This is a genomic window from Sorangium sp. So ce836, from assembly GCF_028553905.1.
Lineage (GTDB): Bacteria > Myxococcota_A > Polyangia > Polyangiales > Polyangiaceae > Sorangium > Sorangium cellulosum_D.
In genome coordinates, this window is the sequence record NZ_CP102233.1 from 528004 (window position 1) to 550987 (window position 22984).

Below are 22984 nucleotides of genomic sequence, written 5' to 3' on the forward strand. Positions count from 1 at the left end.
CATCCGACATGTCGCGCAGCGTACCAGCCCCGGCGCTTCAGGAGAACCGGTGTGCCCGCGCCTACCAGCCGAGTCCGATGCGCAGCGGCAGGAACACCGCCATCCCGGTCACGATGGTGCCCAGGATGTCGCGGCGAGAGACGTAGTAGACGCTCGCCGCGAGGCTCGCGGGCAGGCGCGCGTCCTGCAAGGTCGCGATCAGGTGCCCGTCCGTCATCACCACCTCGGGCACGATCACGGCCGCCAGCGCGGCCAGCGGCGCGTAGCGCAGCCCGCGCCGGAGCCAGCCGGGCAGCGGCAGATCCCGGTCGGGGTACAGGAAGAAGGCGCGGGTGAACGCCGTGATCAGCGCGAGGCCGAGGATGGCGACGAAGATCTCCCAGGCGCTCATCGCCGGGCCTCCTCGGCCCCCTGGCGCGCGCGTCGGTGCGCCCCCTCGGCCGCCTCGACGCCCAGGCCGACCGCGACCGCTGCGGCGATGGCGACCAGGATGTTGAGCTTCAGCGGCAGCGCGTAGGCGGCCACCGCGGCGCCGGCGGCGGTGCCGGCGGCGAGCCAGGTGGCCCTGTCCTGGAGCAGCGAGCACGCGACGCCGAGGAGCGCGAGCACGCCCGCGAAGCCGAGGCCCCACTCGACCGGGATCGCGTTGGCCAGGGCGATGCCGCCCAGCGACGAGCCCTGCCATGCCGACCAGTTCGTCGCGACGCCGCCCCAGAAATAGGGCTCCTGCTCGGGCGCCGGGCCGGGCACGGGGAAGCGCTTCATGAAGATCACGTAGTTCAGGTCGCCGCTGAAGTAGCCGCACAGGCACCGCCGCCAGCGCGGGAGCGGCGCGAAGTAGGGCCGCCACATCGCGCTGAAGATCACGAACCGCAGGTTCACGCAGGCGGCGGTGGCCCAGACGACCCAGATCGGCGCGCCGGACGCGATGAGCGGCATCGCGGCGAGCTGCGCGCTGCCGGCGAAGACCGCGAGCGACATCAGCACCGCGAGCGGCGCGGTGAGCCCGCTCTTGACCATCGCGACGCCGGTCACGAGCCCCCAGGCGGCGACGCCGAGCGACACGTGCAGCATCTCGCGCGCGCCGCGGCGGAACTCGGGGTGGAGCGCGGTGGCGCGGGCGAAGGCGGCGAAGGACATGCGGTCGCTCGAGGGCTAGGAACTGTCCAGGCGGGCTGCAAAAGTCAAGGCCGCCAGCCCGGCGCCGCCGCCCGCCCAGGGCGGCCCGCCCCGGGATCCGCCGGCGCCTGGCGCTCTGGCGCTGGCGGGGAGCGATCGCCTTGCATACCGACCGACTGGTCGGTATACATCCTCGATGCCGGCGCGGACCTACTCCAGCGCGCGAGAGCGCATCCTCGACGCAGCCGAGCGGCTCATCGTCTCGCGCGGGGTGAACCAGCTGACCGTCGAGGCGGTGATCACCGAGGCGGGGATCAGCAAAGGGGGCTTCTTTCACCACTTCGCGACGAAGGACGCGCTCCTGACGGCGATCGTCGATCGGCTGACGGCGCGGGTGAACGACGACGCCGCGAAGCGCGCGGCGCAGGACCCGGAGCCCCGGGGCGCCCGGCTGCGGGCGCAGATCGCGCTGACCTTCGACGAGGACAAGCGCGAGACCGCCGCGCCTCGCGCCTTGCTCCTCGCGATCATCGAGGCGGCGAGCGCTCAGCCCGCGCTGGCGCGCCACGGCAGCAAGCTGACCGCCGAGGCGGTCGCGCGCGACGCGGCCGAGGACATCCCGGTGGGGCGGGCCATCGCGATCCAGTTTGCGCTCGACGGTTTCTGGCTCTCCCAGGCGCTCGGCGCGATGGCGTTCAGCGAAGGCCAGCTGCGGGCGCTGCGCGACGCGCTCCTCGCGCTCGCGCAGCCCGAGGCGGGCGCGGGGCGCCGGCCCGCGCGGCCGCGAGCTTCCAAGAAAGGCGGTCCAGCATGATGTCGATCCCGGATATCTCCAGCGCGAAGCACAAGGCGAACCCCTATCCGCTCTATGCGCGGCTGCGCGCCGAGGCGCCGGTCGTGCGCACCGTGCTCAAGGACGGGAAGCCCGCGTGGCTCGTGACGCGCTACGCCGACGTGGCGTCTGCGCTGAAGGACCCGCGCCTGGGCAAGGACCCGTATCGCGCGCTCAGCGCGGAGGAGCGGGCCAGGCAGGTGCCGTGGATGCCCTGGTTCCTCCGCCCGTTGACGAAGAGCATGCTCGATCATGACCCTCCGGATCACACCCGCTTGCGCGCCCTGGTGCACCAGGCCTTCACGCCGCGGCGGGTGGAGGAGCTGCGCGGGCGCGTCGAGGCGATCACCCAGCGCCTCGTCTCGCGGGCCCGGGCGCGCGGCGCGATCGACCTCCTGGAAGAGATCGCGCTGCCGCTGCCGATGACGGTGATCTGCGAGCTGCTCGGCATTCCCGAGGCGGACTGGCCGCGCTTCCGGGCCTGGACGAACCGCATGGTCGGGATCGTCACGAGCGTGGACATGGTGCTCGCGACGCCGTCGCTCTACATGTTCCTGCGCTACCTGCGCGCGCTCTTGGAGCGGCGCCGCCGGACGGGCGGGGACGATCTCATCGCGGCGCTCGTGCGCGCCGAGGAGGCGGGCAGCCGGCTGAACGAGGAGGAGCTGCTCGCGATGGTCCTCCTCCTGGTCGTGGCGGGCCACGAGACGACGGTGAACCTGATCGCCAGCGGGACGCTCGCCCTGCTCGACGATCCGGAGGCGCTCGACCGCCTGCGGCGCGAGCCCGAGCTGATCAAGCCGGCGGTCGAGGAGCTCCTGCGCTTCACGAGCCCGGTCGAGCTCGCGACCGAGCGGTACACGACGGAGGACGTCGCGTTCGGCGAGCGCGTGGTCCCGCGGGGACAGCGGCTCTTCGCGGTGCTCGGCTCGGCGAACCACGACGAGGAGGTCTTCGCGAGCCCCGAGCGGCTGATGCTCGACCGCGACCCCAACCGGCACCTCGCCTTCGGCAACGGCGCGCACTACTGCCTCGGCGCGCCGCTGGCGCGCCTCGAGGCGCAGATCGCGTTTCCCGCGATCGTCCAGGATCTCCCCGGCTTGCGGCTCGCCGTGCCGCGTTCGTCCCTGACGTGGAAGCCGTCGTCCATCCTGCGCGGGCTCGACCGGCTGCCGGTGAAGTGCGCGGTGGCGCCGGTCTACTCCGTCCCCCGGGCGCCGCGGCCGCCGGAGGCGGGCGCGCCGCTGTAGAGCACGCTCTTCGCGCTCGGCGTTCGCGCGCCGATGTCGCGGAGTGTCCCTGTGTGGCAGAAAGGTCGTCCGTCCCTCCGCGCCGCCGGAAAGTCGGGCGCGAATCCAGGGCGCGCCTGTCCGCGGTCGTGCCTTTGCCGTCCTTCCGTTCACGCGATCTGGAGCCCGGCGACCGGCATGCTCCATGCACTCACCGTGCCTCATGCGCTCCGGGGAGCCTAGGCTTTGTCCTCGCGATGGTCGGCGAGCGGTCGCGGTGAGCGGGTCGAGCGCGCGACGTGCGGTGTGCCCGCCTCGGCGCCGGTCCCTCGCGCGGCCGTCCCCGGGGGCAGGGTAGCGGCGAGCGGCGAAAGGAGAGGCGGCCGTGCGAATCCATCATCTCAACTGCATCTCGACCTGTCCGATCGGCGGCGCGCTGATGGATGGCCAGACGCTGGGGCTCCGCGGGAGGCTGACGTGCCACTGCCTGCTCCTGGAGACGGACAGCGGCCTGGTGCTCGTGGACACCGGGCTTGGGTTGCTGGATGTCTCGATGGCGAGGAAGCGGCTCAGCCGGTTCTTTCTGTTCCTGGTACGACCGGAATTCCGCGCCGAGATGACGGCGTGCCGGCAGATCCAGCGCCTCGGCTTCCGGCCCGAGGATGTCCGTCACATCGTGCTCACCCACCTCGATTTCGACCATGCTGGGGGCCTCGACGACTTTCCTGGCGCGGAGGTCCACCTGCTCGCGGACGAGCGTGACGCCGCGGTCGCCCGGCGGACGCTGCTCGACCGGATGCGTTACCGGCCGGCCCAGTGGTCGACGCAGCCGAACTGGATCGCCTATCCCTCGGACGGCGGAGAGCGCTGGTTTGGCTTCGAGGGGGCGCGGCCGGTCGGTGGTTTGAAGGACGAGGTGCTCTTCGTCCCGCTCATCGGTCACACGCTGGGCCACGCGGGCGTGGCGATCCGGAGCGATGGCGGCTGGCTGCTCCTCGCCGGCGATGCGTATTTCTATTACCGCGAGATGGACCCGGTGCGGCCCACCTGCACGCCCGGCCTGCGCCTCTATCAGCTCATGATGGAGAAGGACCGCGGCGCGCGGCTCGAGAACCAGCGCCGGCTGCGCGCGCTTCGCCGGGAGCACCGCCACGAGGTGACCCTCGTGTGCTCTCATGACGTCGTGGAGTTCGAGCGCCTCACCGGGCGGAGCCACGCCGTGCCGGCGGGCGCCCGGGAGAAGGGCGCACCCGAGCCGCCGCTGTGGGCCCCCGCTGCGGCCCGAGCACAGCGGATTTGAGCCGCGGAGGGCCCCTGACTACGCCGCGTCCCGCCGCGGCGCCGCCCCCACCGGCAGCGTGAAATGGAACGTCGTGCACCCCCCTTTGGGGCTCTCGACCCAGATCCTGCCGTGGTGCGCCTCGACCAGCCCCTTCGCGATGTACAGCCCGAGCCCGAGCCCGACCGCGCGTTCCTCCCTCGCCCTCCCCCGGAAGAACCGCTCGAACAGCAGCGGGAGATCCTCGGCCGGGATCTCGCGGCCGCCGTTCCGGATGGAGATCTGCACCTCGTCGCCGCGCCGCTCCAGCGACGCCCGGATCGGCGTCTCCGGATCACCGTATTTCACGGCGTTGGAGATGAGGTTGCTGAGCACCTGCTCCACGCGCGCCGCGTCCGCGCACACGACCGGGATCTCGCCCCGGATCTCGACCTCGACCGCGTGTCCCTCCGTCTCGCCCGCCATCCGCTCCACGACCGCCTGAAGGAGCGCCGGCAGATCGACGGGAGCGCTCTCGATCGCGAGCCGCCGCGACTCGATCTGGGAGATGTCCGTCAGATCGGACACCATCCGCCCGAGCCGCTTGGCGCTCGCCAGGATATGCCCCGCCCTCGTCTTCACCGCGGCCGCCACCTGGGGCTTGCGCTCGATCTGGGTCGCATAGCCGATGATCGTCGTCACCGGCTGCTTCAGATCGTGCGCCACCACCGACGTCCACTCTTCCTTGAGCCGCTCGAGCTCCTTGAGCCGCGTGATGTCGTCGAAGACGACCACCGCCCCGAGCAGCTTCCCGCCCCCGTCGACGATCGGCCCGGCGCTCACGAGCACCGCCAGCGTGCCGCCGTCGGCGCGCCGCAGCGCGAGCTCCCTCGAGCTCGTGACCTCGCCGCGCAGCGCGCTCGCCGAGGGCTGCTCGCCGTCCGGGAGCGGCTGCCCATCCAGGGAATAGAGGCACCACGCGCCCGCCTGCGCGGGCGGCGCGTCGATCCCGGCGAGCTCCTGGGCGCGATGATTCCAGGCGATCTGCGCGCCGGACTGGTCGAGGAGGAGGATGCCGACGGGCGAGCGCTCGATGACCGCGGTGAGCCAGCTCCGCTCGGCCGAGAGCTGCCGGAGGAGCTGCTCGCGCTCCTCGTCGGCGAGCTTCTCCGCCGTGACGTCGCGCGAGATGCCGATCCCGGCGACCGGGTTGCCGTGCTCGTCGCGCTGGATCGTGATGTGGGTCGATATCCAGCGGATCCGGCCGCTCCTGTCGATGATCCGGAACGTGAGCCGCCCGCCGGCCGCGGCCATCTGCTCGACGAACTCGAAATAGCGCCCCTCGTCCTCGGGGTGGATCAGCGTGAGGAACAGCTGCGGGTCCTCGTACCAGGCCTCGGGCGGATGGCCGGTGTGCTCGAGGACGGCGGGGCTGATGTACTCGTACCCGCCTTCCGGGCCGAGCCGCATTCGGAAGATGACGTCGCTCGCGTGCTCCGCGATCAGCCGCAGGCGCTCCTCGCTGAGCCGCAAGGCCTGCTCGGCGCGCCGCTGTTCGGTGACGTCGAGGGCTGTGCCGATGAGCCGGAGCGGGGTTCCGTCGTCGGCGCGGACCACGCCCGCCTCGGTGTGGAGGAGGCGCTCTTCGCCGCTCGGGCGGAGGATCCGGTACTCCATGCAGTACGGCCTCTCCCCCTGGAGCGCGAGGTCGACAGCGCGCATGAGGCCCTCGCGGTCCTCCGGGTGGACGCAGGCGAGGAAGCGCTCGTACGTGAGCGCGCCGGCGTCGCGGGACAGCCCCAGCATCGGATAGCACTCCTCGGACCAGAACAGCTCGTCGGTCGGAATGTGCCAGTCCCAGTTGCCCAGCCTGGCGATCTTCTGCGCCCGGGCGAGGCTGTCCTCGCTCAGCCGGAGCGCGGCTTCCGTCTTCCTGGCTTTCGCGATCGCCGCGTTCAGCTGCTCGCGCGTGCGCTCCAGTGCGCGCTTCTCCTGCTCGAGCTCCTCGATCCGTGCGCGCAGGGCGCGGGGCTCGGCGGCGGCGAGCGCCATGCCGAACAGGCTCGACAGGGCGCCCGCGATCTCGACCATCTCGGCCTGCGGCAGGGTCGGCTGCGCGGCGGCGCAGAGCAGCACCGCGCGCAGGTCGCCGGCGAAGGCGATCGGGATCGCGACCGCGTGGGCGCAGCCGCAGCGGTCGCGCAGGTGGCCGGCGTCGAGCAGCGCCGCGGCGCCCTCGCCGTCCGGCGCGCCCTGGACGACCCCGGCGCGTGCGGCCTCGGCCGCGAGGCTCGGGGCGTCGAGCGGCAGGCGCTGGAGCGCGTCCAGGGCGCCGCCGCCGCCCTCCGAGGCGACGAGCATGAGCGCTCGCGGCCCCCCGGCGAGCTCGTAGAGACAGGCGATGTCGGCGTGCAGGAGGCGCGACGCCGCCGCGACGATCGCGCGCGGCGTGCCGCCCTCGCCGGCGCGCAACAGGGCCAGCGACGCGTCGGCCACGGCGCGGGCCAGCGCGCCGTCCGACGCCGGCGGCTCGCCGCGCCGTCCCCTCCCGGACGGTCCACCCCGCTCGGCCCCACGCCCTCCGTCGTCGCTGTTCACTCCGCCCCTCGCGCCTTCTACCCATTCCGGCAGGCGCGAGGTGAGCTTATCACGAGCGCTCGGGCGGCACCTCGGTCCGCTCAGCAGCCCTGCGCCGGGCTCGGGGCAGGGCGCCGGCGGCGCTCGGCCCGCGCAGCGGAGAGCGCCGGGGGAGCCTTGGGTGCTCTCCGGCTGCGCGACATTCGATCGAAGGAGACAGCGCACGTCGTTACAGTGTGAGCGTCGCGATCTCTGCTGTCGCGCTCGCCATTGTGGAGAGGACGGCGAGCCTCGCGCTGCCGAGTCGGCGCTCGCCCGAGGCGTCGGCGGATCCGTCGGCCCTTGAAGAGAGCCCTTCGGCGGCCCGACGGCCGCAGCCCTGAACGCACTGGACGAGGTGGCCGATCCTCCACTCCTGGATGGCGCGGTCGCGCTGCGATAGCGCCTCGACGAGGTTCTTCACGAGCTCGTCGCGCTCCCAGGGCGCGAACGCGCGGTACCGCTCGCCGGCCTGGTCGTAGTCGTTCGTGCGCGCGATGGGGCAATGTGGCTGCGGGCGTCATCGTTCCCAATACATCGTCGCTGCTGAAGTAAGTGATAGCTTGGGGCTATCAGCTCTGCGGCGCGGTCGTGGCGCGCTGGTAGGCGCCCCGGAGCGTCGCGGGAGGTGTTGGAGGGCGCTCTCGATGGGGGAGCCGCGGTGGAAGGCGAGCGCGAGGGTGCGGTACGGGGCGCGCGGGGCGAAGCGGCGCAGCGAGAGGGAGCTGGCGGAGGGTGAGGGGATGCGGTGACCAGCGCACGGGCGCAGGTAGTACGCGGCTCGCGGGGGGTGCTCTGCGGGCGGAGGGGGCGGCCGCGGGCGGGGGGGTGGGGGCCTGGGGGGGCGGGTGCCCTGGGCGACATGCCCGGCGGTTGACGCCTGCGGTCATCTCTCCATGTTCCCCGCGGACGCGGGGTGTCCGCGCATGGAGGAACCATGTCCAAGACAGCGTCGAAGGAGACCAGGAAGATCCGCTACGCCGTCGTCGGGGCGGGCAACATCGCGTAGGTCGCGGTGCTGCCGGCGTTCAAGAACGCCGCCGAGAACTCGGAGCTCGTGGCGCTCGTCTCGGGCGACCCCGAGAAGCTCGCCGCGCTGGGCGAGCGCTACGGTGTCACCGAGCGCGGCGGGTACGACGAGCTCGAGGACGTGCTGAGGCGCGCGCGGGCGGACGCGGTGTACATCGCCCTGCCCAACGCGATGCACCGCGAGTACACGGAGCGGGCCGCGGCGGCGGGCGTCCACGTGCTCTGCGAGAAGCCGATGGCCATGACCGAGGAGGACTGCGAGGCGATGATCCGCGCCACGAAGGACCGCGGCGTGAGGCTGATGATCGCCTATCGCCTGCATTTCGAGGAGGCGAACCTGCAGGCCGTCGAGATCGCGCGCTCGGGCAAGCTCGGTGAGGTGCGCGCCTTTACCTCGCTGTTCACGCAGGTGGTGCGCCCCGGTGACATTCGCACCCGGAGCGACGAAGGCGGCGGCGCGCTGTTCGATCTGGGCGTGTACTGCGTGAATGCCGCCCGGTACCTCTTCTGCGAGGAGCCGAGCGAGGTGCTCGCCACGAGCCTGCGGATCGACGAGAGGCGCGCCAAGGATGTCGACGAGACCACGGCGGCCATCCTGCGTTTCCCGAGCGGCGCCGTCGCGCAGTTCACCGTCAGCCAGGGGCTCGCGAGCGTGTCGTCGTTCCGCCTCGCGGGCACCGAGGGGGATCTGCGCGTGGAGCCGGCCTTCGATTACACGGCCGACATCAAGCATTACCTGACGGTGGGCGGGAAGACGGAGGAGAAGACGTTCAAGAAGCGCGACCAGTTCGCCCCCGAGCTCGTCTATTTCTCGCGCTGCATCCTCGAGGACAGGGAGCCGGAGCCGTCGGGACTCGAGGGGCTCGCGGACGTGCGGGTGATGCTGGCGATCCGGAGCTCTGCGGCGAGCGGGAGGGTCGAGGCGATCCCGCCGCTCAAGCTGGAGCAAAGGCCCGATATGGGCCAGAACATCAAGAAGCCCGCGGTTGCCGCGCCGGAGCCGGTGAAGGCGCCGTCGCCGTCGGAGCAGTGAGGGAGGACCAGGACGATGCCAACCCGGACGACCCTAACCCGGGTTGGCGAGAGAAGGGAGACCACGCGACCCAGACCACCCGATCCAGGTTGAGGACCACCTGGACCACCCGGACCACCCGACCCAGGTTGAGACCACCCGACCCAGGTTGAGACCACCCGACCCAGACCACCCGACCCAGGTTGAGACCACCCGACCCAGGTTGAGGACCACCCGACCCAGGTTGCGCGACCGACCGGGACCACCCGACCCAGGTTGAGGACCACCCGACCCAGGTTGCGCGACCGACCGAGGTTGGTACGACCAGATTGGCGACGACCCGACCCCGCTCTCCGCTCTCAACCGACCCAGGTCGGAAGAGGGAGAAGGACGATGGTATGGTGACGAACCCAGGTTGGGGAAGGAAAAGGAAAGGGGAAGAAGGGGAACCCAGGTTGGGGAGGGGAGGGGGGAGGGAGGGAAGGGCAGGGAGGGAAGGGGCAGCCCAGGCCGGAGGAGCAGCCGCAGGTTGGGCGAGCCGCAAGGACTGTCCAGGTGGCGGACCACCTGGCGCCCTGGCGGCGCCACCCAAAGAAGCGAGCCAAGTCCTTGAAATCATTCGCACCAGCCGACGGCACGGCGTTTGTCATTGTACGCCAGCCATGAGCCAGCCCCGCGAAATTGCCGCAGGCGCCACCTACCTCATCACCCGTCGCGTCCTGCGCAGGCATCTGCTCTTCCGCCCGGATGCGGCCATCACCCAGCTCTTGGTCTACATCCTCGCCGTCTCGACGCGCCGCTTCGGCATCGAGGTCCACGCGCTCTGCGCGATGTCGACGCACCTGCACCTCGTCGTGACCGATACGATGGGCGTCCTGCCGCGCTTTTTGCAATTCTTCCATCGCATCGTCGCGCTCGGGACCAAGGTGCTCCGCACGTGGGAAGGGCCAGTGTGGGACCACGAGGCTACGAGCGTGGTGCGGCTGCTGACGCGGGCGGCGGTCGTGGAGAAGATCGCCTACGTGCTCGCGAATCCTGTGGCCGCCGGCTTGGTCCGACATGCGCACGAGTGGCCGGGCGCCAAGGTGGATGTGAACGATCTCGGCTGCGGCGTGCTGCGCGCGATGCGACCCGCGGCATATCTCGATCCGAAGAATCCGCAGTGGCCAGAAGAAGTGACGCTCGCGCTCGCGCTGCCGCCTGCCATAGAACAGGACGGCGGCGACGGCTTTCGCTGCGAGGTCGCCGCCGAGCTGGAGCGACAGGAAGCGCAGGCCCGTGAAGCGGTGCAGCGGCGAGGGCAACACGTCCTTGGCGCCGAGGGCGCCAGCCGGGTGTCCCCATATGAGCGTGTCACGAGCTTCGAACCGCTGCGCGACTGCAGTCCGACGTTTGCGGTCGGCCGCGAGCAGGGCGATGCATGGCGAATCGCTGCTGCCGCCGTGCGCACGTTTCGTGCGTCGTATCGCGCGGCGCTCGAACGGTGGCGCAGCGGTGTGCGCAACGCCGTATTCCCCGCGGGGACGTGGTGGATGCGCGCGTTTCACGGAGCCACCGTGGCGGACGCCGTGCTCACGGTGTAGTTGCTGCGCCGGCGGGGCACGGAGAGGCGACGGGGGGCGATACGTCGCCGGAGGGCACGTGCGTCTGAAGATGGCGGAGCGAGGCGACTCAAGATACCCATGAGCCGTGCGTATGACGACGTGATGGAGTTGCGGGCCGAGCGACCACGACGTGGTGCCGGGGCGAGAGCGCTATAGGCTCTGCTTGGTTAGAACGAACGCAACCTCGGTTGGCTCGGGTGGGTAGGTCGCAGGTGACAATGCAGGTAGCAACCCGAGTTGAGTCGCTCCTCACGGTCCGCTTCGAGCTGTCTGCGGCGCGTGCGTGTACAAGCGCGAGGCGCTCTGTGCAGATTTATGGATGTCGAGCGGCCGACCTCCACCTGGGTAGCTCGCAGGTGAGCAACCTCGGGTGAGCAACCTGGGTCGGGTAAGCCCGCGTGAGCAACCCGGGTCGGGTAAGTCCACTCAATCCGGGGCAGGTCCGCGGTGTGAGCAACCCGGGTCGGGTAAGTCCACTCAATCCGGGGCAGGTCCGCCCCACTCAATCCGGGTCAGGTCCGTGCGGGGCCGGCTTACCCGTTGGCCCTGGCGACGGCCTCGAGCTGGGCAGCGCACTGGCCCCAGCCTTCGTGGAACCCCATCTTCTCGTGCGCCTCGCGGTCGGCGACCGTCCAGTGGCGGGCGCGGGCGGTGTACTTCGTCTTGCCGCCTTGGTCCTCGAACGTCAGGATCACCGTCATGAACGGCTTCTCCGACGGCTCCCATGCCGTGGTGTACGCGTCGGTGAAGACGAGCCGCTCGTTCTCGACAACCTCGAGGAAGACGCCCCTGTTCGGGTAGTCGTTCCCTTGTGGGTCGCGCATCACGATCAGGCTGGCGCCGCCAGGCCGCACGTCGAGCTCGGCGAAGGGCGTGGTGAACGGCTGAGGGGCGAACCACTTCTTGAGGAGCTCAGGGTCGGTCCAGGCCTTGAACACCTTCTCGCGCGGCGCGTCGATGATACGCGTCAACACGAGGTCGCGGTCGGAAGTCGGGGTGGCTTCGGGGTTGGTGGTCATGCGTCGTCTCCTTTTCGGTGATGGGCGTAGGACGTTCGAGAGAGCCCTGGACAGGCGCCGCCTCGGACGGCTCGATGCGCGTGGCGCTCGGCGTCTAGAAGGAGGCGATCTCGGCGCCGCCATTCCGAACCTCGGCTTCCTTGGCTCGTGCTCGTTCGATCTTCGAAGTGTTGGACAGACCGGCGCCCCGAAACTCATCGGTCCCCCGTCTTTTTTTGGGGGACGCGTGCCGCACTTCCGCGTCGCGCTGGAGGACATCAGCGCCGGGACGGACGAGGCGCTGCGGGCGCGAGCGACGGCGGCGCTGACGCGCGTCGTGCTCCGGTGCTTCCGGTATGCCCGTCACCCGAGGAGCCGGTCGCGCGCCCACCGGGCTTGACCGACCTGATCCCGCAGGTGCGCCGTGCCCCCGGCGCCGGGGGGGCGGTCTCGCTCGACCGCGCGCTGACGCGGCCCCACGCGCCCTCCTCGCGCGCGCCGCGGCCCCGCGGTTACCCTTCCAGGTACGAGCCGAGCTCTCGTTGCCGCGAGCGCATCCGGAGCTTCTCGAGCAGCTTCGCCTCGATCTGGCGGATGCGCTCCCGCGTCAGCGAGAACGACTGCCCGATCTCCTCTAGCGTCTCGTCCTCGTTGCCGTCGAGGCCGAAGCGGCGCCGCAGGAGCTCGCGCTCGCGCGGCTGCAGCGAGTCGAGCAGCTCGCGCGTCTGCTCGATCAAGCGGCGCCGCGCCAGCATGTCGGCGGGCGTCGGCTCCTCGTTGGCCAGCAGATCGCCGAACCGGGTGTCGCCTTCCTCGCCGACCGGGGCGTCGAGGCTGAGCGGCTCCAGGGCGAGCTCGCCGATCACGCGCACCTTCTCCACGGAGAGCCCGCTGCGCTCCGCGACCTCCTCGACCGTGGGCTCACGCCCGCGCTCCTGCACCAGGTCGCGCCGGGCGCGCACCACCTGGCTCCGGATCGCGGTGAGGTGGACCGGCATGCGGACGGGCTTACCCTGGTTGAGGATCGTCCGCTTGATGGCCTGCTTGATCCACCACGCCGCGTAGGTGCCGAAGCGGTGGCCGCGGCGGTACTCGAACTTGTCGGCGGCGCGGATCAGGCCGAGGTTGCCTTCCTGCACGAGGTCGAGCAGCGGGACGCCGAAGCGCTGGTGCTCCCGCGCGATGGCGACCGCGAGCCGGAGGTTCGCCTGGACGAGCTCGGACTTCGCCTGGGCGACCGCGCGGCGTCCCCGGGCGATCGCCGCGAGCGTCGCCTCGATCGGCGCGCGCTCCGCCTTGTCGGCTGCGGCCGCCGCTGCGCGCAGGCTCCGCTCGATGCGCTCCTCGAAGGCCGGATCGAGGCGCAGCTCGGCGAGGCCAGCGGCCAGGCCCGCGAGGGCGATCTCCACGCCCTCGTCGTCCTGCTTGCGGGCGGCGAGCGCTCGGGCGACATCGAGCAGGCCCGCGAGCCGCGCCGCGCAGGCGTCCGCCTCGGGATCGTTCGCGTCGGCCTCGCACAAGAGGTCCCGGATGCTGAGCGCCCCGTGCTCGACGTCCTCCGCCGTGAAGGCCAGCTCGCGAAGGGCGATCGGCGAGCGGACCCACGCCTCGAAGCACGCGAGCGCGCCCGCCTCGATGCGACGGCCGATCGCGACCTCGCCCTCGCGCGTGAGCGGCTGGCTGCCGGCGAGCGACCGGAAGTAGAGCTCGGTCGCCCCGAGCGAGGCCTGCGCGCCTGCGGCCTTCGCACGGCGCGCAGGAGCGCGCTCGCCCCCGCGCTCGCCCGCGGAATCGATGGAAACGGGAAAACTCGATTCGGACTCGCTCGCCGACAGCGAGGAACGGAACCTCATTCAATGCGCTCCAGTGTTGCCGCTGCGTCGTGCCTGACCACGAAGGGCGTGAGGGGGCACGATCATCGAGGCGCCTCGATATCCTAACCGCCGAGGACGTAAATAGGAAAACGAATCGCGCGCCGATTTGACGTATTTTCAAGGCGTTTTTCTGGGGTCTGCCGCCGCTCGGAGCGGCGGGTTTCTCCGCCGGCGCGGGAGCGCGCGGGCGCGGGTCGCCGGACGAGCGGGCACGGCGTGCTGGGCCGTCGGCGGTGCACGCCGGTGCGGTTTGGTCGTCGGGTACTGTCGCTGGACGTGGCCAAGCCAGCGCCCGACGTGCACGGCGGATCGAGGCGCCGGGCCATGTTCGTCACGGACATCAAGGCCGAGGTTGCGCGCTGCGTTCCCGAGCTGAGCCATCGGTCGAGGCAGGCAGACGGGATCGTTGGAAGCGAGCGGAACGGGCTCCTGGCTGAGCCCTCCAGAGGCTCCGCTCGGCGCGCTGGTCCGCCGATCCCATCCTCGCGCGGCGCGTGAGCCGCCGGCGTCCCGCCTCGTTGCTGCCTGGTCGGCTGCCACGCCCGCGCCTATGCTCCACGCCCGCGCTGCCCTCGGAGCGCGAAGCGGGCCACGCCACGCAGGAGCGACGCGCATGATCCAGATCTTCGGCTCCGCCAAGTGCAAGGCGACGCGGGCGGCGCAACGGTTCTTCGCCGACCGCGGCATCAAGGTGCAGCTCGTCGACGTGCGCGACAAGGGCCTCTCCAAGGGGGAGCTCGCGAGCGTGGCGCGCGCCGTGGGCGGCATGCGCGCGCTCTACGACGCGGAGGGCCCGCGGGTGAAGGAGCGCGGCCTGCAGCACCTCGGCCCGAGCGAGGCGCGGATCGCCGAGCTCCTGCTGGACGATCCGCTCCTGCTCCGCACGCCCATCGTGCGCGACGGCGCGCGCGCGTGCGTGGGCCAGGCCGAGGCGACGTGGAAGGCCTTCGCGGAGTCGGCCAAGGCCGGCTGAGGCGCTCGCGCGACGGCCGCGGGAGCCCTCGACAGGCGCGCCGCCGCGCCGTCACCCCCCAGGCGCGCGCCCGTACTCCTTGAGCTTGCGGTACAGCGTCGACACGCCGATCCCGAGCTCCGCCGCGGTCCTCGTCTGGTTGCCGCCGTTGCGCGCCAGCGCGGCCAGGATGTGCTCCTTCTCGACCTCGCCGAGCGTCCGCGCGCGCTCCCCGGGCGCCGGCGCGCGCGGGCCGGCGTCCGGCGGCTGCAGCGCCGAGCGCACCTCCTCGGGCAGATCGTCGGCCTCGACCCGCCGGGCCTCGGCGAGCGCCACGGCGCGCTCCATGGCGTTCTCCAGCTCCCGCACGTTGCCGGGCCACGCGTACCGGACCAGGCGATCGGCCGCGCCGGGGCTGAGGCGCGGCGCCGGCCGCCGCATGCGCGCGGCCGCCTGCACGAGCAGCGCCCGCGCGAGCGGCAGGATGTCCTCCCGGCGCTCGCGCAGCGGCGGGAGCCGGAGCTCGACCACCTTGAGCCGATAATAAAGGTCCTTCCTGAAGCGGCCGGCCGCCACCTCCGCGGCGAGCTCGCGGTTGGTCGCCGCCACCACCCGCACGTCGACCGGGCGGTTGCGGTTCTCGCCGACCCGCCGCACCTCGCGCGCCTGCAGCGCCCGGAGCAGCTTCACCTGCACCCCCGCCGGCAGCTCGCCCACCTCGTCGAGGAACAGCGTCCCTCCGGCCGCCGCCTCGAAGATCCCCGCGCGGTCCCGCGTCGCGCCCGTGAAGGCGCCGCGCGCGTGCCCGAAGAGCTCGCTCTCGAGCAGCGGCTCCGGGATCGCCGCGCAGTTGATGGCGAGCAGCGGCGCCCGCGCGCGGGGCGACGCGTCGTGGACGAGCCGCGCCACCCGCTCCTTGCCGGTGCCGCTCTCGCCCGTGATCAGCACCGTGGCGTCCACCTGGGCCACCCGCCGCGCGAGCTCCAGCGCGCGCTGCATGGCCGGGCTCGACGCGAGGACGCCGCCCGGCTCCGCCCCCGCCGCCGCCGCGGTCCGCAGGAGCGTCTCGGCGCGCGCCTTCAGCCTGCGCTCGGCGCGCCCCAGCGCCTCGGCGGCGCGGCGCAGCGAGGCGTCGAGGCGATCCTCCTGGAAGAACGGCAGGTGCGGCTCGAGCTCGGCGCCCCAGGCCTCGGCCGCGCGGCCGGCGAACAGGCAGCTCGCGTCGCCGCGGCCGAGGCAGCGGCGCTCGATCACGTAGATGTCCCGGCCCTCGACGCAGCTCAGGTAGCCGCTCGCGAAGCCCGCGAGCGTCCAGCACACCGGCGCCTCCGCGCGGCCGAGGTGCAAGAGGTGCTGCTCCGCCTCGTACGAGGCCTCCACCGTCGCGCCCTCGGGCGACAGCGGGCCGTCCGCGCCCGGCGCGAGGCGGATCATCCCCTGGAGCGTGTGGATGCGCCCGCCCGCGTTGCGCCACTCCTCGTCGCTCTCCAGCGGGAGCTCGGCGCGCGCCGCCTCGGCCGTGCGGAAGCCGTGCGCGAAGCCGAAGCGGGTGAGGATCGCGCGGGCTGCCGCGGCTCCCAGCGCGTCGATGAGCTGCTTGCGCAGGAGGCCCATCGCCACGGCATCGAGCAGGATCGCACGCGCCCCGGAGAAGCGGAGCTCGCCGGCCTGCGGGTCGACCGTGAGGAGCTCCGAGAGATCGAGATCTGCTGCGCGCATGCTGCCTGCCGGGTCGGCGTGCTCGGAGCATAGGTGGCTCGCCGGGCGCGCGGAAGGCTCGGACGCGCCGCTCGGCGCCCTGCGGGGATCGAGCGGCGCGGGGCCCGCCGGACCGCTGCTTCACGAGACATCCCGGCGAGCGCGCGTCACAGCCGAGCGTGGTAGTCCTCGATGACGTCGTGATGCGCCTGCGACATGACCGGTCCGGTCGGGAGGCGCTTGATGAGCGGCTGCCTGAATCGCCACGAGCGCTGTGACAGCGAGATCCACAACGGGTGCGAGACCGACACGGAGAGCGACAGCATGCGTTGCCGCATCGCAACACGCCGCGTACCCGCGGTCGCACCCTCACCGCATAGGAGGAAGGCGTCTGCCAGAAATGGGAGAGGATGAGGCGGGACAGCGGCGCCTCTCCGGCGCCGCGCCCTCCTCGCGGGGACCCGCGGAGGCCCCGCGCGCCAGCGGCGTCAGACCGCCCTGGCGCGCCGCGTCGAGATCAGAGCGGCCGTTTCGCACGGTAGCGCGCGTAGCAACCCGGGCAGCGCCACTCCATCATTCTCCGCCCGTTCGCATCGACGGTCCGCGTCAGCCGCCAGCCATAACGAGAGCTGATGAGCGTGTAGTTCGTCTCCGTCTTCGGCGCAGGCGTCCCGCAATCCACGCACCGCTGTGCGACGCGCTGCTCGCTGTCCGGCGGCTCACTCGTCATGTGACCTGACGAAGGGGCCGTGCTCTTCGGGCCATCGAGCGTTCCCGGGTAGAATGAATCGCGCCTCGTCGCCGACATCTGAACCTCAGGGTGTGCGCCGAACGTCCGCTGAGCGCGCCGCCTCGCCCGTCCGCGGGGCGCCCGGGGGCTGGCCATAAGAAGTGTACCGAAACACGTCTCGGGTGCCAAGGTCGATCGCGGCGAGACGCGCCCTCACGAGGAGGGCGCCGGCCTCTCGTGCATCGAGCGCATGCTGCGGCACCGGTGGTGATCACCCGGAACGCGGATGGATGCCTACAGCGCGCGAGATCGACCCCCTTGTCGGTCCGCCGCGGCGCCGGTCGAGGTCGTCCCGGTCGCTCCGGGCGCGCTCCTGCGGCTCGGCGGGGGCCTGTAGGCAGCGAGGAGCGGGAGCACGCTGCCGCGATCACCGCTCGCGGTGCCCGCGATCACCCTCGCGGTGCCCGCGATCACCCTCGCGGTGCCGCTCCTCGACGTGGTGCCGTCGACGCTCCGCGCGAGGCTTCTTCGCCGGCCGCGCCGGCGTCGCCGGTCTGGCCGCCGCCCCCGCCTTGACCGTCGCGCCCGCGCTGACCGTCGCGCCTGCCCGGACCGTGACCGCTGGCCTCGCCGGCGCCGCCGGCCGGACCGTCGTCGCGTGGTGCCCGTGGTCGCGGTGCACGTGGCCGCGATGCACGGGGTGCCCGTGGTCGCGGTGCACCTGGGGATGGTGGTGATGGTGAGCGCGGCGGCGCTCGAAGTCGACGCGGTAGTGGACCAGCGCGCGCGGCTCGTCGCGGTAGTAGACCCAGCCGTGGCGCGACGGATAGTACCAGCGGCCGTCCACGTAGTAGACGTACGTCCCGCGGTAGTACACGCGCGGGTAGGTCTCGATCTGGACCGGCGGCGCTGCGATGTGAACGACTGGCTCCTCGTACACCGCGAACTCGTGGTACGTGACCGTCGCAGGCGCGGCGGCCCTGGTGTGGACCTCCGCCGCGCATCCGGTCGCGCCGAGGAGCGCGAGCGCGACGAGCGCGGCCAGGGCGGCGAGCTTGCTCCGCTGCGGGGCGTGCGCCGTGGCTGTGGGGGACGAGTGTTCGAGGACTGGCACGTTCATCTCCATGGGGTTCACAGGAGCAACTGCGATGCCACCCGGCAGCCCGGAGGCAGCCGCCGGCGCCTGGCAGCGCGCCTGCTCCTGGTATAGCGCTTGCTGACCCTCCGCGCATCGGCGCGACGGCGCCAGACTTGGATAAAGGAAGACGATCCCATGAAACTCTCGAAGGTGCTCTCGGGTCTCGCTGGCTGCGTCCTCTCCACTGCCTCGCTCACGGGGTGCATCATCGTCGATGGCGATGATGACGGCTCGCTCACCGTCGCGATGACCATCGACGGCAGCGACGCCGCGTGGGAGTGCTTCGATCACGACGTGAGCGGGCTCGCGGTCAGCGTCGAGGACGAGGCGGGCTTCCTCGTCGCGGAGGAGGTCACGGACTGCGAGGATTTCGGCCTCACCATCGGCGGCCTCTCCGAGGGGTACTATGACGTCGAGGTCTGGCTCGTGGATTTCGACGGACACACTATCAGCGATATCGTGCGCGTCGAGGGCGTCGACGTGCTCGACGGCCACGACACGCTCGTGGACGTCGATTTCCCCTGGACGTGGATCGATCCGTGACGCGCGCGGCGCGCCCGAGCGGCCGCGCGTAGGCCCTGCCGTCGGCGGTCGCTCGCGCCGCTCAGAACTTCTCCACCGACGGGCGCACGTCGATCTCGTGGGTCCAGGCGCTCGGCGGCTGGGCGTGGAGCTGGAAGTACGTCTCTGCCAGCGCCTCCGGGGCGAGCAGCGTGGCGGCGTCTCGGTCCGGCGCCGTGGCGCGCACGCGGGGCGTGTCGATCACGCCGTCGACGATCACGTGCGCCACATGGATGCCGCGCGGGCCGAGCTCGCGCGCGAGCGACTGGGCCACGGCGCGGAGGCCGAACTTGCCCACCGCCAGGGCCGCGAAGCGGGCGCCGCCGCGGAGCGAGGCCGTGGCGCCGGTGAAGAGGAGCGTCCCCCGGCCGCGCGCGAGCATGTCGGGCAGCGCCGCCTGCGCGCTCAGGAAGCCGCCGAGGCAGTTGATCTTCCAGGCGTCCTCGAGCTCTCGCGGGGTGAGCTCCAGGGCGCCGGCCATGCGAAATGCACCGGCGTTGTAGATCATCACCTCCGCCGGGCCGAGCGCCTCCTTCACCCGCGCGAAGGCCGCCGCGACCGAGGCCGGATCGGCGGCGTCCGCGGGGACGCTCAGGGCGCGCCCGCCGGCCTGCTCGATCTCCCGCTGCACGGCCTCGCAGGTGGCGGCCGTCCGGGCCACGAGCCCGATCGAGAATCCCGCGCTCGCAAAACGCCTGGACACCGCGGCCCCCAGGCCGGGACCGACACCGACGACGACAGCTACCTTGTTCGAGCTCATGCGTTGACCACCTTCCTGCCGGGCCTCGCGCCCGGCGAACGCTGGCAGATTACCCTCGTCCGGGGCTCGCAGCGGCGCGCGTCGAACCCGTCCTGCAGCAGATCCTCGTCAAGGCGCGCGACGCGCCGCGCGTCGTGACGGGGATCCGCCTCGGAGCTCGACGAGGTCGTCCTCCGGGGGGGCCCTCCACTGACGCACGAACAAGGGCCACGCGTCGTGGAGATACACGCCGAACGGGACCCACCAGATGAGATCGTTCGTCAGGCAGAGGACGGCGGACCGGGGCGGCCACTGCCCGGTCGCGAGCAGGGCCGCGAGGCCGATCGGCCCGAGGAGCTTGCCGAGCAGGCCGACGGCGGCGAGGAGAAAGCCGCGTTCCGGGGCGCGCGCGACCTCCGCATAGAGGATGGCGTACACGCCGACCACCATCCCGAGGCAGGCGAAGATCGCGGGGTGGTTGAGGGGCGGCATGCCCGCGAAGCGAAACAGCCATTGCGGGTCGAGCGCCGCGTAAAGCCCCCAGCAGGCGTTGTAGAGGGCGGCGAGCGAGAAGACGGCGCGGTGCAGTCGGCGGCGGGGGATCATGGGGCCTCTCAGGCGGGTGGCGTGAGGGCCAATATATCCGCGGCCCGCGCGATCCTGAAGAACGCGGCCATGATCGCGGGAGGAACTCCCCTTACCGCTGATCCTGCTGACTGCCTTGCTGCTGCGCGTACGCCTGCGGGCCTTGCTGCTGGCCGCGTGGCTGCTGGACGAGCTAGACGCCTTGCTGCTGGCCGCGCTGCTGCTGGCCGAGCTGGATGCCCTGCTGCTGGCCGCGCTGCTGCTGGCCGAGCTGGATGCCCTGCTGCTGGCCGCGTTGCTGCTGGCCGACGAGCTGGGCGCCCTGCTGCTGGCCGCGTTGCTGCTGGCCGACGAGCTGGGCGCCCTGCTGCTGGCCGCGTTGCTGCTGGCCGACGAGCTGGGCGCCCTGCTGCTGGCCGCGCTGCTGCTGGCCGCCTTGCTGTCCGAACTGGGAACCCCGCTGCCCGAACTGGGCGCCCTGCTGCCCTTGCTGCTGGACGCCCTGCTGGCCGAACTGGGCGCCCTGCTGCTGACCGCGCTGCTGCTGCGCTTGCTTCTGCGGGCCCTGCTGCTGGACGCCCTGCTGCCCGTACTGGGCGCGTTGCTGGTGGCCGCCTTGCTGCCCGTACTGGGCGCCTTGCTGCTGGCCGCGTTGCTGCCCGTACTGGCCGCCTTGCCGCTGGCCGCCCTGCTGCTCCTGCAGCAGCGTGCAGAAGAGCTGCTCGGCCTCTCTCAGGTGCTGCTCGACGTCCGCTCGCACCGCCTTCACGTGAGCGCGCAGCCTCGCGTTGTCCGCGCGCGCGACGGACGGCATGTCGAGGAGCTCGAGGGCGCGGCGATGGAGGGAGACCTGCGCCCAGGTGTAGGCGATGTCGAACTCGGCGCCTTCCTGGTCTTCCAGCGACTCGCGCAGCTCGGTCGAGCTGGCCTCGAGCTGCTCGCAGCGCGAGCAGGCCTCGATGTTGGCCCTGCTGCCCTTCGACGGCTCCGCCCCGCGCTGCCCCGCCTGCGAGCGCTCCTCGATGATCTGCTCGGCGTAGCGCTGCACCTCCGGGGACTCGGCCTTGTCTCGAGCGATCTCCGACAGCTCGACCTCCTTCTGGTGGATGAGCGAGACCAGCATCGTGATCTCCGCCTCCGACCCCTGCTGCATCGCGCCTTGCCGGCCGGCCTGCCCGCGGCCGCCTTGCCTGTCGTCTCGACTGCCGATCTCGCCGCGGCCTCCCTGCCTGCCGCCTTGATAGCCGGCCTGCTCGCCGCACTCGTGCGTGCCGCCCCCGCGCTGGCCGCCGGCCTGCCCGCCGACGCGCTGCCCGCCTTGCTGGCCGGCCTGCCCGCGGCCTCCCTGCCTGCCGCCGGCGTGCTCGCCGCCGCGCTGCCCGCCGCCGCCTCTCGCGCCGTCTCTGCCTGTCTGGCCGCCGCTCCTGTCTGCGCCCGTGGTGCCCCTGCCGGCCCCCTGGTCGCCGGCCGTCCCCTCGCGGCCCGCCTCGGCATCCTCGTCGCCGCCGATGCAGCCGCCAGCCCCCGCGAGGACAAAGCTCCCCGCGAACATGATCGCCATGAGGCGACCTGAACGATTGCCCAACATCTGCTTGCTCCTTGCTCGATATCGGCGCGCTGTCGCGCTCACCTGCCGGTTATCGGCCCCCAACATCTGGGTTCTCACCGCCGGGATGGTGAGCGAGGGGGAGCCCGAAGCCAGCATCGTCTTTTCCCCGAGAGCCCCACGCCTCCGGCGCGATCAGCGCGAGAATCGTAGTCCCGCTCAACGTCGACCCTGCCCGTCGCAAAACAGCCAACCCGCAGCAGCGGCGCTCTCTCTCGCTCACGTGACCTCGCCGCGCACGCGCCCGCCCGGGAGCCGCCGCGCGCCCCCGTCCGCGCCGGCGCGGGCCGGACAGGCCGCCTGACGACAGCCGAGCCGCCGTGCGCGCGCCCAAGAACCTGCTCGCCGCGGGCCGGTGGGAACCCTCCGGCGCGCGCGGCTGTCACACGGGGCCATGCCGCCGACCGTCGTCCGGTTCTTCGTCCTCGCTTATGCCATCACCTGGCTGTGCCAGCTGCCGCTCCTCCTCCAGCAGTGGGGCGCGCCCATCCTGCCGGGCGCCGCCATGGCGCCGCTCGCGCTCGGCGCCGTCGGCCCCTCGGTCGCAGCAGCGGTGTGCGCCTGGAAGGAACGCGGCCGCGCCGGGCTCTCCGGGCTGTTCTCGCCGCGCCGCGCGCCCGCGGGCTGGGCCCACGCGCCGCTCGCGCTGTGCATGCCGGCGCTACTGCACCTCGTCGGCCTCGCGCTGCTCGCGCTCGCCGGCGGGAGCACGCCGGCGACGCTCCTCTACGCCCCGATCACCCCGGAGCAGCGCGGCATCGCCGTGCTCGCGCCGCTCGGCGAGGAGCTCGGCTGGCGCGGCTATGCCCTCCCGCGGCTCCTGCCGGCGCACGGGCCCGTTCGCGCCAGCCTCGTCATCGGCGCTGCGTGGACCCTCTGGCACCTTCCCATGATGTGCCTGCCAGGCGTCCCGTGGTGGTCGATCGTGCTGAGCGCGCTCTTCATCACCTCGCTGAGCGTGCTGATGACGGCGCTGCACCTCGCGTCCGGCGGCAGCATGCTCGTGGCGTGGGCGGCGCACCTCGGCATCCACCTCGACAACGTCTCTCGCGCGCACCTGTCCGGCGACGGCGCGACGCCGCTCCTCGTGACGACGATCGCCGCGATCGCCGCCGCCGCGATCACGGCGCGGCGCATGCAGACCCGGCAGGCGTGCGCGGAGGCCGCAGCGGCGCAGCCTCGATCGCGCGCGGCGTGAGCCGCTCCGGCCGCGGCCTCGCGCGGCGGGCCCGCGCGCGATCCGGCCCGCGCTGCCTCTCGCCGCGCCGCCTTTCGCCGCGCCGCCGATGAGCGTAAGCTCCGGCCGATACCCGACCGGGCGACGCCTCGGCCCCGCCCCGAGCCTCCGGTTGCGGTCACTCTATGGGAACCTCCGCGCACCCCCGCCCGCTTTCCGGGCCCTCG

21 protein-coding genes are annotated in these 22984 nt (G+C 72.3%); 9 read left to right on the plus strand and 12 right to left on the minus strand.

What is annotated here, in order from left to right:
• Positions 1–61 precede the first annotated feature (61 nt).
• Both NQZ70_RS02005 and NQZ70_RS02010 read right to left on the minus strand, forming a co-directional pair.
• Positions 62–391 carry an AzlD domain-containing protein gene (locus NQZ70_RS02005; RefSeq protein ID WP_129572714.1) on the minus strand — a complete coding sequence of 110 codons (330 nt, stop codon included), beginning with the start codon at positions 389–391 and terminating at the stop codon, positions 62–64.
• A complete protein-coding gene (locus NQZ70_RS02010; protein WP_129572715.1) occupies positions 388–1140 on the minus strand; it encodes an AzlC family ABC transporter permease in 753 nt (250 codons plus the stop codon). Before NQZ70_RS02010 ends, NQZ70_RS02005 begins: the two co-directional genes overlap by 4 nt.
• Positions 1141–1315: 175 nt before the next feature.
• On the opposite strand from NQZ70_RS02010, the gene NQZ70_RS02015 reads away from it, so the two are divergent.
• From NQZ70_RS02015 to NQZ70_RS02025, 3 genes are all read left to right on the plus strand, one after another.
• Positions 1316–1933 (plus strand): TetR/AcrR family transcriptional regulator, encoded by a 618-nt coding sequence (locus tag NQZ70_RS02015; protein WP_129572716.1) that lies wholly within the window; start codon positions 1316–1318, stop codon positions 1931–1933.
• The gene (locus NQZ70_RS02020) at positions 1930–3201 is read left to right on the plus strand and encodes a cytochrome P450 (RefSeq protein ID WP_237244926.1); all 1272 of its coding nucleotides are present in this window, start codon (positions 1930–1932) and stop codon (positions 3199–3201) included. The genes NQZ70_RS02015 and NQZ70_RS02020 overlap by 4 nt, the downstream gene beginning before the upstream one ends.
• A 364-nt stretch (positions 3202–3565) precedes the next feature.
• Positions 3566–4480 carry an MBL fold metallo-hydrolase gene (locus NQZ70_RS02025; protein ID WP_129572717.1) on the plus strand — a complete coding sequence of 305 codons (915 nt, stop codon included), beginning with the start codon at positions 3566–3568 and terminating at the stop codon, positions 4478–4480.
• Between the two features lie 18 nt (positions 4481–4498).
• On the opposite strand, the gene NQZ70_RS02030 is transcribed toward NQZ70_RS02025, so the two are convergent.
• Together NQZ70_RS02030 and NQZ70_RS02035 are read right to left on the minus strand one after the other, a co-directional pair.
• Complete coding sequence (locus NQZ70_RS02030; RefSeq protein WP_237244927.1) at positions 4499–7036, minus strand: PAS domain-containing sensor histidine kinase; 2538 nt, start codon at positions 7034–7036, stop codon at positions 4499–4501.
• A gap of 208 nt (positions 7037–7244) precedes the next feature.
• Positions 7245–7553: a catalase-related domain-containing protein gene (locus tag NQZ70_RS02035; protein WP_129572718.1), complete on the minus strand. Its 309-nt coding sequence runs from the start codon at positions 7551–7553 to the stop codon at positions 7245–7247.
• 516 nt (positions 7554–8069) lie between these two features.
• Here NQZ70_RS02035 and NQZ70_RS02040 point away from each other — a divergent pair.
• Both NQZ70_RS02040 and NQZ70_RS02045 read left to right on the plus strand, forming a co-directional pair.
• Positions 8070–9116: a Gfo/Idh/MocA family protein gene (locus tag NQZ70_RS02040; protein WP_237244928.1), complete on the plus strand. Its 1047-nt coding sequence runs from the start codon at positions 8070–8072 to the stop codon at positions 9114–9116.
• Between the two features lie 641 nt (positions 9117–9757).
• Positions 9758–10678 carry a transposase gene (locus NQZ70_RS02045; protein ID WP_129572463.1) on the plus strand — a complete coding sequence of 307 codons (921 nt, stop codon included), beginning with the start codon at positions 9758–9760 and terminating at the stop codon, positions 10676–10678.
• Between the two features lie 554 nt (positions 10679–11232).
• On the opposite strand, the gene NQZ70_RS02050 is transcribed toward NQZ70_RS02045, so the two are convergent.
• Complete coding sequence (locus NQZ70_RS02050) at positions 11233–11718, minus strand: SRPBCC family protein (protein ID WP_129572719.1); 486 nt, start codon at positions 11716–11718, stop codon at positions 11233–11235.
• Positions 11719–11944: 226 nt separating this feature from the next.
• Between NQZ70_RS02050 and NQZ70_RS02055 the strand changes: the two genes are divergently transcribed.
• The gene (locus NQZ70_RS02055; protein WP_165373753.1) at positions 11945–12097 is read left to right on the plus strand and encodes a hypothetical protein; all 153 of its coding nucleotides are present in this window, start codon (positions 11945–11947) and stop codon (positions 12095–12097) included.
• A gap of 112 nt (positions 12098–12209) precedes the next feature.
• On the opposite strand, the gene NQZ70_RS02060 is transcribed toward NQZ70_RS02055, so the two are convergent.
• The gene (locus NQZ70_RS02060) at positions 12210–13550 is read right to left on the minus strand and encodes an RNA polymerase sigma factor RpoD/SigA (protein ID WP_129572720.1); all 1341 of its coding nucleotides are present in this window, start codon (positions 13548–13550) and stop codon (positions 12210–12212) included.
• A gap of 634 nt (positions 13551–14184) precedes the next feature.
• Between NQZ70_RS02060 and NQZ70_RS02065 the strand changes: the two genes are divergently transcribed.
• Positions 14185–14544 carry an arsenate reductase family protein gene (locus NQZ70_RS02065; protein WP_129572721.1) on the plus strand — a complete coding sequence of 120 codons (360 nt, stop codon included), beginning with the start codon at positions 14185–14187 and terminating at the stop codon, positions 14542–14544.
• Between the two features lie 51 nt (positions 14545–14595).
• Here NQZ70_RS02065 and NQZ70_RS02070 read toward each other — a convergent pair whose 3' ends face one another.
• The 3 genes from NQZ70_RS02070 to NQZ70_RS02080 all read right to left on the minus strand — a co-directional run bounded on the left by NQZ70_RS02070 (position 14596) and on the right by NQZ70_RS02080 (position 18065).
• Positions 14596–16242 carry a sigma-54-dependent Fis family transcriptional regulator gene (locus NQZ70_RS02070; protein WP_129572722.1) on the minus strand — a complete coding sequence of 549 codons (1647 nt, stop codon included), beginning with the start codon at positions 16240–16242 and terminating at the stop codon, positions 14596–14598.
• Positions 16243–16388: 146 nt separating this feature from the next.
• On the minus strand, positions 16389–16547 hold the full coding sequence (locus NQZ70_RS02075) for a hypothetical protein (RefSeq protein WP_165373754.1): 159 nt from the start codon (positions 16545–16547) through the stop codon (positions 16389–16391).
• Between the two features lie 831 nt (positions 16548–17378).
• Entirely contained in the window at positions 17379–18065 is a 687-nt protein-coding gene (locus NQZ70_RS02080; RefSeq protein WP_129572723.1) for a hypothetical protein, read from the minus strand.
• 159 nt (positions 18066–18224) lie between these two features.
• On the opposite strand from NQZ70_RS02080, the gene NQZ70_RS02085 reads away from it, so the two are divergent.
• A complete protein-coding gene (locus NQZ70_RS02085; RefSeq protein ID WP_129572724.1) occupies positions 18225–18632 on the plus strand; it encodes a hypothetical protein in 408 nt (135 codons plus the stop codon).
• A 61-nt stretch (positions 18633–18693) separates the two neighbouring features.
• Here the strand turns inward: NQZ70_RS02085 and NQZ70_RS02090 are convergent, their stop codons facing one another.
• The 3 genes from NQZ70_RS02090 to NQZ70_RS53235 all read right to left on the minus strand — a co-directional run bounded on the left by NQZ70_RS02090 (position 18694) and on the right by NQZ70_RS53235 (position 21679).
• The gene (locus tag NQZ70_RS02090) at positions 18694–19410 is read right to left on the minus strand and encodes an SDR family NAD(P)-dependent oxidoreductase (RefSeq protein WP_129572725.1); all 717 of its coding nucleotides are present in this window, start codon (positions 19408–19410) and stop codon (positions 18694–18696) included.
• A 108-nt stretch (positions 19411–19518) separates the two neighbouring features.
• The gene (locus NQZ70_RS02095) at positions 19519–19995 is read right to left on the minus strand and encodes a hypothetical protein (protein WP_129572726.1); all 477 of its coding nucleotides are present in this window, start codon (positions 19993–19995) and stop codon (positions 19519–19521) included.
• Positions 19996–20167: 172 nt separating this feature from the next.
• Positions 20168–21679, minus strand: coding sequence for a DUF4142 domain-containing protein (locus NQZ70_RS53235; RefSeq protein ID WP_408022410.1), 1512 nt, complete (start codon positions 21677–21679; stop codon positions 20168–20170).
• Positions 21680–21974: 295 nt separating this feature from the next.
• Between NQZ70_RS53235 and NQZ70_RS02105 the strand changes: the two genes are divergently transcribed.
• The gene (locus NQZ70_RS02105) at positions 21975–22778 is read left to right on the plus strand and encodes a CPBP family intramembrane glutamic endopeptidase (RefSeq protein WP_129572728.1); all 804 of its coding nucleotides are present in this window, start codon (positions 21975–21977) and stop codon (positions 22776–22778) included.
• Positions 22779–22984 lie beyond the last annotated feature (206 nt).